Source organism: Micromonospora sp. CPM1, assembly GCF_023896895.1.
In the GTDB taxonomy this organism is placed as follows: domain Bacteria; phylum Actinomycetota; class Actinomycetes; order Mycobacteriales; family Micromonosporaceae; genus Micromonospora; species Micromonospora tulbaghiae.
In genome coordinates, this window is record NZ_JAMHIU010000002.1 from 127,971 (window position 1) to 139,835 (window position 11,865).

An 11,865-nucleotide genomic window follows, 5' to 3' on the forward strand; every position below is an offset into this window, starting at 1 on the left:
TCGCCACGATCCGCCCGTTCCAGCCATTGGGTACGCGAGGCGCAGCCGATAGCCTCAGGAGGTGGAATCAGTGCAGCCCCCCGCCGGTTCCCAGGTGTCCCGAGTACCGGCGCAGCGAACCCCGCCGGAGCAGCTGGCGCCCCCCGCGCCCGCTCCCGCCCCGGTACGCCCCAAGCGCCCGGTGCGCACCGTGCTCGCTGTCGTCGCGGGGGTGGTGGCGGTGCTGTGCACTGTCGGCGGGGTGGTCGGGTTCGTGCTGTACGACCGCGCCACCGCCCCGGACCGAAGCGCCCCCGACGTCGTGGTGGACAACTATCTCCGGGCGTTCCTCGTGGACCGCAACGACACGAGGGCCGAGGAGTTCGACTGCGCTGGAAGGGCGGACGCGGACGCATTGCGAGCGCTTCGCGACGACCTCGTAGCCCGGGAGCAGCGTTTCAACACGACGATCTCGGTGAGCTGGGGACCGCTGGCCGTCCAGCAGTCCGGCGAGTCCGCAGTGGTCGAGGTCGAACTCATCATCTCCGCCTCCGTCGAGGGCATCTCGCAGAGCGATCGACAGAGGTGGCATTTCGAGACGAGACGCGAGGACGGGTGGGGCGTCTGCTCGGCGCAGCGCGCCGACTGACTGCGGGCTATTCCAGCCAGAGCAGGTGCACCGGCACCTCCAGCGTGGTCGGTGCCTGCCCGCGCCAGGCCCACCGGTACCACTCCAGTTCGGGGGCCACCCGTACGCAGATGTCCCCGTCCGCGCCAGAATAGGTCTCCGTGACGGCACGCAGGTCGCGCCGTTCCACGCCGTTGTCCACGTGCACCACTCGCCGCCCGGTCACCGCGTCGGCCTCGAACACCGGCGTCGGCGGCCGGCGTTCGGGCACGTCCAGCGAGACCAGCCGGAGTCCCGGGGCGGTCGCCCCGGTCGCCGATCGTCGTTCGCCGATGGTCTCCACCCAGACCCGTTCCACAGGCACCAGCGGGGCGAACACCTCCACCTGCTCGGCCTCGGCCCGGTACCACTCGTGTTCCGGGATCACCGGCACGTAGGTGCGGCTGCCCTGCACGACCCGCTCGTCGGCCCGCAGGTCGCCGCGCCAGCCGAGACCGGGCAGGCCGACGAGCACGCGGCGGCCGCGCAGCTCGGTCCCGCCGGTGGCGGGCACGGTCTCCACCGGCCGGGGCGGCAGCGGGGCCCAGTCCGGCCGGTCGGCGAACGGGTCGGGCAGGGGATTGCTCATCCGTCCGGCCTCACCCGGTCTCGCCGAGGGGCGCGCCCCGCTTACGCATGAAGGGCACCGGGTTCTCCGCCCCGTTGCTGGACCGGTCGCCGTCCTTGTGCACCTCGAAGTGCAGGTGCGGACCGGACGAGTTGCCGCTGCTGCCGGAGATCCCGATGACCTCGCCCGCCTCGACCGCCTGACCCGGCACCACGCGGGGTCGTTCGACCATGTGGCAGTAGCGGGTGATGAACCCGCCGGCGTGCAGGATGTCCACGAACCATCCGCAGCCACCCTTGTTCGGCCAGCCGTCCCGGTCGCAGTCCCGCCGTCCGGAGCGGTCGGGGTCGCAGCGGGCCACCAGCACCCGGCCCGCCGAGGCGGCGTGGATCGGCGTGCCCTTCGAGGCGGCCAGGTCCACACCGTGGTGGCTGGGACGGGCCGTGGTGCGGAAGCCGGAGACCACACCGCCGGGCAGCGGCGCGGTCCAGCCGGAGGCGGCGATCCGGTCTCCGGCGGCGGCGTCGCACACGGCCTTGCCGGCGATCTCCACGGTCCGGGCGGCGCCGCCGGCGAGCGCGTCGACGATGCGTCCGGCCAGTTCCTCGTGCTTGGCGTAGGCGTCGGGGTAGGCGCTGACCTGGACCCGCTGGGCCACGACAGTGAGCGGGCGCTGCTGCCAGTTCGGCACCTTCTCCATCTTCTGGTAGAACTTGCGGGCCGCGTACGAGGGCGTCATCCGCTGCTCGACGCTGCCCCACCCTGGCCGCTGCTGGAACAGACCGAGCGAGTCGTGGTCGGCGCCCACCCCCTCGTGCGGCAGCGCGAGCGACGCCGGGACGGTGCTGTTGGCGAGGTTGCGCAGCGCTGATTCCTGCATCGCGGTGGCCAGCGCGATCACCCAGCCGCGAGCGGGGAGCTTCATGTCCTGGCCGACCTTGATGATGACCGCGGCGTTGCGCAGCTGGCGCTCGCCGTACTCGGCGAAGCGCGGCATGTCGCCGGTCAGGTTCACCTGGTAGGCCGGGTCACAGTTCAGGGCCGCGAGCTTCGGGTCGTCCTCGTCGCCGCCCAGTTCGGTGAGGAGGAACGCGCCGGCGCCGCCGACGCAGCAGAGCAGGGCGAGCACGCTCGTGACGGCTGTGGCGACCACGCCCAGGCGCAGCTTCCGGCGGACCTGTCCGGCGACGGCCGGGCCGGCGGTCACGACCGCTCCCAGTCGATCGCGTCCACCAGCCAGGGTCCGTCCGGTGCGACGAGTTCGAGCCGGAGCGTGCCGTTGTCGAGCGGAACCAGCGCCTCCACGAAGGACTCGGTGCGGGGCCGGAGCGTAGGTGCACCAGTCGTCCTCCGTGCGGGCACGGTCTCCGGGTCGGCGCCCGTCATCTTCTCGGCCAGCGCCGGGGTGGAGAGCGGCCGCAGGCGGGACTGCCAGGCGTCGCCGCTGCTGCCCGGACCGCTCAGCCACGCGGCGGTGAACCGCCCGGCGACCTGCTCCGGCGTGTCCTCGCCCGGCCGGGTCTTCGGGGCGACCGCGGCCGGCGGGCTGGCAAGCACGCCGTCGTCTCCGGCCTCCGGGTCCGCGGTGCTGATCGGCTGGGTGGGGCGGCTGGTCAGGCCGAGGCCCGAGTCGCCCGGCCCGGCGACCAGGCGGGCCGCGCCGATCACCCCGAAGACCAGAACGGCGATCACGAGGGCGACGCCGATCCGGGATCGGAGGATCCGGGTGAAGAGGAACTCCAGCGCGCGTCGCACCGGACTCACCGGGCCTCGGAGCGGATGCGCGGCGCCGGCCGGGCCGGGGAGGTGCCGCGGCCCGCCGAGTCCGGCCGGTAGACGGCGTAGGAGGGCGACTCCTCCGGCACGTCCGGCTCGGTCCAGGTCGACGGCGCGCGCCGGGGCCGGGGTGTGGTGGCCGGCCGCCCGCTGGCTGGTGCCTCCTCCGGCCGTTCCCGCCCGTCCGGCCGCTCCCGTTCGGCGGATCTGGCGCTGTGCGCCGGATCCTCGTGCCGGGCCTCCGGCCGGAGGCTGCGCTGGTCGGCCGTGACGGCGCGACGCTTGCCGATCGCCGGCTCGTTGGTGCCGCCGGGCTCCGCCACGTCCAGCCGGGCCGCGATCCGCATGTCCCGGAAGAACCGCCGGTGCCAGGAGCCGGCCGAGCTGACCGCCTCGCTGCTGTCCTTGCCGCCGAGCTGGGTGATCCGGCGGTACGGCCGCAGCAGCAACCAGCCGACCACCCCGCAGAGCCAGACCAGCACCACCTGGAGCCAGCCGGGCAGCGTGGCGGTGTTCATGATCAGGTCGACGGCGAAGAGGTAGATGGCCGCGCCGGTGCCGAAGATGGCGATGTTGAAGACCGCGGCGACCACCGCGTTCGCCAGCCGCCGGAGGCCGGCGCTGGCCGGGCGCATCAGGCCGACCGTGCCGAGGATCGGCGCGGCGATCACCGCCCAGCGGAAGATCAGGAAACCGAGCAGCACCAGCAGCGACGCGGTGAGGTCGAACATGGCGAACAGCACCGATGCCAGCACCGCGATGAACCCGGCGCCGATCCGGTCCATGTCCTTGGTGCCCTTGAGGTACTCGTAGGCCTCCGGATCCTCAGTTTCGATCTGCTGGGCGACACGCGCCCACTGTTGTTGCTTGGCCTTGATCGTGCCCTCGCGCGTGGCCGGGTTCTGGCGGAGCTTTTCCGACTCCTCCCAGGTCAGGGACTTGGCGTCGTACAGCGCCGGGCCGTACTTCTTCGCAGTCTCGCTGTCCGCCGAGCCGAGCACACCGCGCAGCCAGTTCCGGTAGAGCATCGTCTCGGTCGCCGTGTCGCTCGCGCGCACGGCGGGTGGCCGCTTGTCGACGCAGGCGCTCGGGTTCGGCAGCGCGCACTTGTCCGGCGGGACGGTCTTGGAGGAGGGGCCGACCGCGTCGTGCACCACGCCCAGCGTGGTGATCAGCGTGTTGTCGGCGATGTTCGCGGACTTGACCGGCCAGGCGGCCAGCGCGGTCACCGCCACCATCACCAGCAGCGCCCAGCCGGCAGTGGTCATCGCGTTGCTCATGTCCGACTGGCGGGACCGCCAGAGCAGGTAGAGGCCGACCACGCAGACGGTGATGATGCCGAAGACGCTGAACACCTTCTGGTAGACGGCCTTCGTGGCCTGCTCCACCAGCGGGTCGGCCCAGCTCCACATCGTCCGCGGATCCCAGGCCCGCTCGCGCAGCGCGTTCGAGGCACCGATCACCGCGTTGGCGAACATGAACTCGCCGTTGGCGACCATCGTGGTGAACCGGTAGTCCGGGTGCAGCACCGACGAGGCGCACCCACCGTCGATGTCGTACGTGTTGTAGCTGTACCCGGCGTACCCGTAGTCGCTGTAGAGGCCCTTCGGGCCGGGCTCCTTCGCCGAGTCGGGCCGGGACGCGAACCAGCCGGCCAGTCCCGAGTCCGGCGCGGCGGGCACCGGAGCGTTGCGGCACTCGACCTGGTCCTCGCTGACCTCCTTGAGCTTGCCGACGCAGGACCGGAAGTCGGCCTGCCACTCCTTGGTGCTGCACAGCTCGGCGCGCGCCTGGGTGACCGGCGCGGCCGCGTACGCGGGTGTGGCCGCCCCGATCACCGGCCAGGAGATCGTGGCCCCGGCGAGTACGCCGAGCGCGAGGAGGAGCGCCGCGATCCGTGCCCTCGCCATGTCACGCCTCCAGGTCAGCCAGGACGGTCGGCAGTATCCCGGCGGCCTGGGCGACCGCGGCGGGGGTGGTGTCCAGGTGCTCCAGCAGCCCGTCGACGTACGACACGTCGACCCGGACCTTCTGCACGCGCCCGTCGACGTCGCGCATGACGAACTCGCGGAAGCCGAGCCGGTTGGCCGATCCGCTGTCCGCCTGGGAGAGCGAGGCGAGTGTCGCCTCGTACCCGTCGTCGACAGGCACCCGCAGCAGGCGCAGCGCCTCGGAGGCGATCTCGCTGTCCTCGGCGATCCGGCCGACGAAGACGGTGGAGACGAGGTTCTGCACGTCGAGGCCGAGGATGTCCTTCGGGTTCTGCGAGGCGACGAGCGCGGCGAGGTTCCACTTGCGGGAGTCGCGGGCGAGCCGGACCAGGAACGACCGCCCGGACCGCCAGCCCTCCATGAAGTGCGCCTCGTCGAGGCCGACCAGTTTCCGGGAGGACATCGACCCGCCGTAGCAGCGGCGTACGGCCAGCCGGTGCGCGGTGTGCAGCATCGGCAGCGCGAGCGCCTCCTCGGCCGACCAGTACTCCCGCTCGATCTTGAGGTCGGGGAGCCGCAGGCCGGCCATGGTGATGACGGTGAGCGCGGCGTCGGCGCCGAGCAGCCCTTCCGGCGGCCGGCCGAAGAAGAGCATGGCCAGCGGCATCTCGGCGGTGTCGAGCAGCAGGTGGGCCAGCTCGCGGCCGGCGTCGTCGTCGAGCCCCTGGAGGCAGGTGACGACGTCGTCGAGCGTGGAGGTCTCCTCGGCGGGCACCTGGCGTACCGCGTGCCGGAACAGCGTGGCGGTCGACGCCTCGCGGGCCACCTGCGGCGGCACCAGCATCATGCAGATGTCCTGCACCAGCATCCGGCGCTCGGCGCGGGCGTTGGAGACGGCGATCTCGAACTCGCGGTCGCCCGCCGCGCCGGCGCCGAACTCGCTGCGCAGCGGCGTCGGGATCAGCGCGTACGGCGCGAGCGTGCCCTGCTCCGAGCCGGTCAGGTTGAGCACCCGGGAGTACGGGGCGAGTTCGGGCATGGCGCAGAGCCGGGCCAGCGGGCCGGACGGGTCGAGCAGCGTCACCTGCACGCCGCGGCGGGCGGCCAGGTAGCCGAGCGCGCCGAGCAGCGTCGACTTGCCGCCGCCGGGCTCGGCGACGAAGACGGCGAGGCCGGAGCGCTCGCGTACCTCCATCGGGAAGTGCAGGTCGAGGAAGACCGGCCGGCGGCAGGTGCCGGCGGTCCGCCCGATCAGGTCGCCGCGCCGGTCGCCGACTGTGGACGCGGCCTGTGGCAGCGCGGCGGCGAGCAGGTTGACGGGCATGCGCCGGACGTAGCCGGTGTTGGCGATCGGCTCGCCGGGGATGAACTCGCGGGCCAGCCAGTCCTGGTTCTTCGGGTGCTGGAGCGAGATGCGCAGCTCCCGGGAGTAGAGCTGGATGAGCCGCCGGGCCCGTTCCAGGCACTCCTCCCGGGTACGGCCGCCGACCGCGATCCGGTGCCAGCCGTGTGCCCGGGCCGAGTCGACGGGCAGGCCGGTGGTCATCTCGTCACCGATCACCAGCGCCCGCTTGGCCAGGCGTTCCAGCTCCGGCGGCGCGTCGATGCCGTGCTCGGCGTAGTCGAGCTGCTGGGAGCGGATCATCCGCAGCCGGTGTTCGAGGTTCCGGAAGGAGTCGTTGGGGCCGAGGATGTCGACCCGGGTGGACAGCTCCATGGGCCACGGCAGCCGCTCGTGGAAGTGCAGCCAGGGCTCGTGCCGCTCGGGGATCTCCAGCGGCTCCATCCGGCCGACCGCGAGCACGGCGACGTGGCGTTCCTCGCCGGTCATCCGGTTGACCAGCTTCACCGTCGAGCCGTACGGGGTGCGGTAGCGCTCGACCTGCTCGGTGAGGGCCAGCAGGTCGCCGCGTTCCCACCGGCCGTTGGTGATCGGGGACAGGACGCCGGGCGGCGCCATGCACAGCGCCACCGAGCGGTAGAGCAGCCACTCCAGTTCGGGCGCGGTGACCCGGCGCCCGCGCATGCCGAACGCGCCGAGGACCTCGTCGAACTGCTCGACGGTACGGCTCAGCCGGCGCCGCTCGCCGTCGGCGGTGCCCCGGCCGAACGTACGCAGCAGGCGTTCGGTGAGCGAGTCGCCGAGTGACCGGCGGGCGAACGTGACACCGAGGTAGGTCTGGCCCTCGGCGTGGTTGACCGCCATCAGGTGCCGCTGGGCGGCGACCAGGTGGTCGGCCCAGCCGGTGGTGCCCGGTACGTCGGGCAGCGGCGCGGCGGTGTGCGCGTCGATGGTGCGGGCCCACTCGTCGGCCGGGAAGGGCCGGGTGGTGCGGCGCAGGTGCAGCCGGAACCCGGCGAGTCCGGCGTACTGCTCGGAGATCGCGGAGAGCAGGGCCTCGCGTTCGGCGTCCGGCCGGAACGCCCACCGCACCTCGGGCAGCCAGTACCAGGCGGTGACCGTGTTGGGGGTGAAGGTGAGGTGGCCGGCGATCTCGGTGATGGCCAGCTCGACGGAGGGATCCCGGTCGCCGAACTTGATCTTCGGAGCGCGGACCCGGACCGGCTTCGTCGGCCGGTTGCGGCGTTCCGGCGTGCGCTGCCGGGGTGGCGCCACCTCGCGGTGCGCCGGGCGGCCGACCTCCCGCGACGGTGCCGTAGCGGCCGTGAGCGGGTCGGCGGGAGCGAGATCCGGCTCCCGGTATTCGGCGGGGACGGGCGCGGGCGCGGGGGCGTGGATCTGCGGGGGCGGCGGGAGCGCCGGCTCGGGCTCGGCCGGGGATCGGAGCGCGGGCAGCCGGTCACCGGCCTGCTGCGGCACGCGGCTACGCGACGGCGGCGGCGGGGCGAGCGCGGCCGGCGGGTCGGGCAGGGAGGGCTCGACCGGTGGCGGTGCGGCGTGTGCGGGTTCGGGCCGGGGGCGCCCGACCGCGCGTACCCCAGGGGCCTGCTCGCGGGCCGGTGGCTCCGGTTCGGCCCGGGGCGCCGGCTCGATCGGCACGGCGGGCTGGTGCGGGATCGGCAGGGGCTCGCGGCCGACGCCGCGGCGGGGCGGCGCCACCACCGGCTCGACCGGTGCGGGCGGCGTGGACGCGGCGGGCCGCCGCCGGGGCTGCGCGCCGCCGAACAGGTCGAGGAAGGGGGAGTCGATGTCGCCGTCGGGGCGTGCCGGCTCGCGCGGGGTGAGCGGTCGCGGCGGCTGGAAGACGCCGACGCGGCCGTGCCCGGGGCTGGTGACGAGCGCGCTGTCGAGGACGACCTCGTCCAGATCCTCGTCCGGCGGGTAGTCGAACGATCGCGCACGGTTACTGTTGGGCCCGGCCGGGCGCCCGGCCGGGGAACCCGGCGTGGAAGAGCGACTCATGCGACCGCCTCACCCGCGTCGTTCGTCTGCACGGTTGTCGTACGCCCGGTCATGCCAGTTCCTCCCGGATCCTGATCCGGCTCGCGACGAGCCGCGGATCCCGCTGCTCGGTGGCCGGTTCCCGGGTGCGTCGCCAGTCGGTCAGCGCGGTCCGGATGACCATGCGCGCGGGCCGGTCCGGGTCGACGTACCGGAAGATGAACGAGGTCGTCACGATCGCCAGCGAGATCTCCCAGGCGGGGAACAGCTCGACCTGGAGCGTGAACAACCAGTGGATGAACATGTAGAGGGGTACGAGCAGCATGAACAGGCCGTACTGGGCGTACGGCAGGTGGACGGGAAGGGTGTACCCGGGCGGCCCCAGGTAGACGAGGCGTGCCCGGTAGATGTCGTCGTCGGTGCGCAGCCGCATCGTCGCCCAGCGCCCTACTCGAAGATCAGGTTGATCAGGTAGTCGCCGACGAAGAAGAGTGTGGCCGCTCCGGCGATGAAGGCCAGGCCGATGATGGCGATGGCCGAGCTGGTCAGCACCTTCGAGATCTCACCCCGGCTGGCCCGGCCGATGAAGATCACTCCGAGGACCGCGAGCAGGATCGGCGCGATCTTGCTGGCGAAGAAGGTGACGACGTTGTCGGTGTCGATGCCCTTCGGGGCCGGCTCGGCGAGTGGAGTCGACGCCAGGGTGTGGAGCGCGTGGTCCACGGCACTGGACGCCGTTGCCATGAGCTCGATGGCGATCACTGGAAACCTCCCCAAGGTCGCGGCCGGCGGCGCCGCGTTGGTGCAAGTAGGCAAGCCTGGCGGGATGGTGCTCGTCAGAGACAGCGCCGTCAACGCTGAGTCCGTCACCCACCACGCAGAGTGGTGAGTTTTGGGGGGATTCTTCCCGCTTCGGCCCTCCCTCCAGGCTTCGCCATCTCGATGCTGGGCAATTCCAAAGCGTACGGCCCGGCCACCTTTGCGACAAGCCGTGAAGACTCGACCTCCGACAGCCCGGATGACCGATCGTACACCTGTTCCAATGCGCACGTCAGGGGTGCCGCGTCGGGCGCTCGCCCGGTGGCCGGAAGCCCTGCCGGCGAACGGTACTGTCGGGTCCGTGACCGATCTGGTACGGGCGGAGACCCCGGTGGTGATGGGCGTCCTCAACGTCACGCCCGACTCCTTCTCCGACGGCGGCAGATACGCCGATCTGGACGCGGCCGTCGCACACGGGGTGCGACTGCGCTCCGACGGCGCCGACCTGATCGACGTGGGTGGCGAGTCCACCCGGCCCGGCGCCGACCGGGTCGACGCGGAGACGGAGACCGCCCGGGTGCTGCCGGTGGTCCGCGAGCTGAGCGCCGCCGGCATCCGGGTCAGCATCGACACCAGCCGCGCCCGGGTCGCCGAGGCAGTCCTCGCCGCCGGCGCGTACGTGGTCAACGACGTCTCCGGCGGCCTCGCCGACCCGGACATGGCCCGGGTGGTGCGCGACGCCGGCTGCCCCTGGGTGCTCATGCACTGGCGGGGGCACTCCCGGGGGATGCGCGAGCTGGCCACGTACACCGACGTGGTGGCCGAGGTCCGGGACGAGCTGAGCCGGCGCGTCGACGCCGCGCTCGCCGCCGGGGTGGCCGCCGACCGGATCATCGTCGACCCGGGTCTGGGCTTCGCGAAGACCGCCGCGCACAACTGGGCGCTGAGCGCCCGCCTGCCCGAGCTGGTCGACCTGGGCTTCCCGGTGCTGTTCGGGGCCAGCCGCAAGTCCTACCTCGGGCGGCTTCTCGCCGACCCGGCCGGCGAATCCCGGCCCACCGCGGGCCGGGAGGCCGCGACCGTCGCCACGAGCGTGCTCGCCGTCGCGGCCGGCGCCTGGGGGGTACGCGTGCACGACGTCCGTGCCACCGCCGACGCGCTCGCCGTCTGGCGTGCCACCGGCAGCCCTCGGCTCACCACCGCGCACGGCGCACGGCGCGCGACCGAGTCACCGACGGAAGCGGCGACCGGCGGCACCCGCCGGGCGGAAACGGCCACCGGCGGCACCCGGCCGGCGGAAGCGGCCACCGGCACGAGCGGAGGCGACCGATGACCGACCGGATCGAACTGACCGGCCTGCGTGCGCACGGCCGCCACGGCGTCTACGACTTCGAGCGCGCACAGGGGCAGGAGTTCGTGGTCGACGCGGTGCTCGAACTGGACCTGGGCCCGGCCGCGCGCTCGGACGAGGTGACCGACACCGTCCACTACGGCGAGCTGGCCGAACGCCTGGTCGCGGTGATCACCGGCGAACCGGTGAACCTGATCGAGACGCTCGCCGACCGGCTGCTCGCGGTCTGCCTGGCCGAGCCGCTGGTGGCCGCCGCGACGGTGACCGTGCACAAGCCGGAGGCCCCGATCCCGCACGCCTTCCGCGACGTCGCGGTCACGATGCGGCGTACCCGATGACCCGGGCCGTGCTGTCGATCGGCAGCAACCTCGGCGACCGCCTCGGCCACCTGCGCGGCGCGGTGGCCGCGCTCGGCGACCGGGTGCTGGTGGTCTCCGGTGTCTACGAGACTCCACCGTGGGGGGACGCCGACCAGCCCGCGTACCTGAACGCGGCGGTGATGGTCGCGGACCCGGCGGCGGCGCCGGAGGACTGGCTGGCCCGCGCCCGGGCCGCGGAGGCGGCGGCCGGGCGCGCCCGCGACCCGGGGTGGCGGTACGGGCCGCGCACGCTGGACGTGGACGTGATCGCGGTCTGGGACGACGCCGGTGAGCCGGTGCTCCGCGACGATCCCGAGCTGATCCTGCCGCATCCGCGGGCCCACCTGCGCGCCTTCGTGCTGCGCCCGTGGATCGACATCGAGCCGCACGGCCGGCTGCCCGGGCACGGCTGGCTGACCGACCTGCTCAACGCCGAGCCGCTGGCCGGGGACGCCCTGGAACTGAGCCCGCGCCCCGATCTGACGCTAGAGTCGGACACATGACCCGGTGGATCGTGGCCCGGCAGTGGCGAGCTGAGGAGGTGCGGTGAGCACCGACCGCTCCCCGCAGGGGCCCGACCGCTTCCGGATGGGTCCGACCCGGGCCTCCACGCTGGTGGTGGCCGGTCTGGCCGCCGCCGCGGTGGCCTGGTTGCTGATCAGCGGCTTCTACTACGACTTCGCGCCCGACCTGCCCTGGCTGCCGGTGATCACGCTGGCCGGGCTGGCCGTGCTGGAGGGCTACGCGGCGGTGAACACCCGGGGCCGGATCGAGCGGCGGCCCGGCCGAGAGCCGGTGAACCCCCTGCTGGTCGCCCGGTTCGTGGTGCTGGCCAAGGCGTCCGCGCTGGCCGGTGCCATCTTCGCCGGCTTCTACGCCGGGCTGACCGGCTGGCTCTTCGTGGAGCGCACGAACGCGGCCGAGGGCGACCGGCCCGCCGCACTCGGCGGCCTGATCGCCGCGCTCGCGCTGGTCGCGGCCGCGCTCTGGCTGGAGCGTTCCTGCCGGGTGCCGGAGCAGGAGGACGACGAGGACCGCGAGCCGGGCGACCGCGAGACGCCCCGCGGGCGTCTCTGAGGGTTCCCCACGCCCCGGCCCGGCGGTACCGTCCCTGGCGACCGGAGAGCGACGG

12 protein-coding genes are annotated in these 11,865 nt (G+C 73.3%); 5 read left to right on the forward strand and 7 right to left on the reverse strand.

What is annotated here, in order from left to right:
- Window positions 1-70 precede the first annotated feature (70 nt).
- Window positions 71-628 (forward strand): hypothetical protein, encoded by a 558-nt coding sequence (locus M8C11_RS03105; protein WP_252448446.1) that lies wholly within the window; start codon window positions 71-73, stop codon window positions 626-628.
- Window positions 629-635: 7 nt separating this feature from the next.
- On the opposite strand, the gene M8C11_RS03110 is transcribed toward M8C11_RS03105, so the two are convergent.
- Genes M8C11_RS03110 through M8C11_RS03140 form a run of 7 tightly spaced genes read right to left on the reverse strand, consistent with a single transcriptional unit; the run spans window position 636 to window position 9,026 of the window.
- A complete protein-coding gene (locus tag M8C11_RS03110; RefSeq protein ID WP_121683714.1) occupies window positions 636-1,235 on the reverse strand; it encodes a hypothetical protein in 600 nt (199 codons plus the stop codon).
- A gap of 10 nt (window positions 1,236-1,245) precedes the next feature.
- Window positions 1,246-2,421, reverse strand: a complete 1,176-nt coding sequence (locus tag M8C11_RS03115; RefSeq protein ID WP_252448241.1) for a peptidoglycan DD-metalloendopeptidase family protein — start codon at window positions 2,419-2,421, stop codon at window positions 1,246-1,248.
- Window positions 2,418-2,978, reverse strand: coding sequence for a hypothetical protein (locus tag M8C11_RS03120; protein WP_252448242.1), 561 nt, complete (start codon window positions 2,976-2,978; stop codon window positions 2,418-2,420). The genes M8C11_RS03115 and M8C11_RS03120 overlap by 4 nt, the downstream gene beginning before the upstream one ends.
- Window positions 2,975-4,900 carry an MFS transporter gene (locus tag M8C11_RS03125; RefSeq protein ID WP_252448243.1) on the reverse strand — a complete coding sequence of 642 codons (1,926 nt, stop codon included), beginning with the start codon at window positions 4,898-4,900 and terminating at the stop codon, window positions 2,975-2,977. The genes M8C11_RS03120 and M8C11_RS03125 overlap by 4 nt, the downstream gene beginning before the upstream one ends.
- Window position 4,901: 1 nt before the next feature.
- Window positions 4,902-8,285 (reverse strand): ATP-binding protein, encoded by a 3,384-nt coding sequence (locus M8C11_RS03130; RefSeq protein WP_252448244.1) that lies wholly within the window; start codon window positions 8,283-8,285, stop codon window positions 4,902-4,904.
- Window positions 8,286-8,334: 49 nt separating this feature from the next.
- The gene (locus M8C11_RS03135; protein ID WP_013288977.1) at window positions 8,335-8,697 is read right to left on the reverse strand and encodes a hypothetical protein; all 363 of its coding nucleotides are present in this window, start codon (window positions 8,695-8,697) and stop codon (window positions 8,335-8,337) included.
- Window positions 8,698-8,711: 14 nt separating this feature from the next.
- Window positions 8,712-9,026 carry a hypothetical protein gene (locus M8C11_RS03140; protein ID WP_013288976.1) on the reverse strand — a complete coding sequence of 105 codons (315 nt, stop codon included), beginning with the start codon at window positions 9,024-9,026 and terminating at the stop codon, window positions 8,712-8,714.
- Between the two features lie 358 nt (window positions 9,027-9,384).
- On the opposite strand from M8C11_RS03140, the gene folP reads away from it, so the two are divergent.
- The 4 genes from folP to M8C11_RS03160 all read left to right on the forward strand — a co-directional run bounded on the left by folP (window position 9,385) and on the right by M8C11_RS03160 (window position 11,810).
- Entirely contained in the window at window positions 9,385-10,356 is a 972-nt protein-coding gene (gene folP / locus M8C11_RS03145; protein ID WP_252448245.1) for a dihydropteroate synthase, read from the forward strand.
- Entirely contained in the window at window positions 10,353-10,712 is a 360-nt protein-coding gene (gene folB, locus M8C11_RS03150; protein WP_043327897.1) for a dihydroneopterin aldolase, read from the forward strand. The genes folP and folB overlap by 4 nt, the downstream gene beginning before the upstream one ends.
- Entirely contained in the window at window positions 10,709-11,236 is a 528-nt protein-coding gene (gene folK / locus M8C11_RS03155; RefSeq protein WP_252448246.1) for a 2-amino-4-hydroxy-6-hydroxymethyldihydropteridine diphosphokinase, read from the forward strand. The genes folB and folK overlap by 4 nt, the downstream gene beginning before the upstream one ends.
- Window positions 11,237-11,321: 85 nt before the next feature.
- Entirely contained in the window at window positions 11,322-11,810 is a 489-nt protein-coding gene (locus M8C11_RS03160) for a DUF3180 domain-containing protein (RefSeq protein WP_252448447.1), read from the forward strand.
- Window positions 11,811-11,865: the final 55 nt, after the last annotated feature.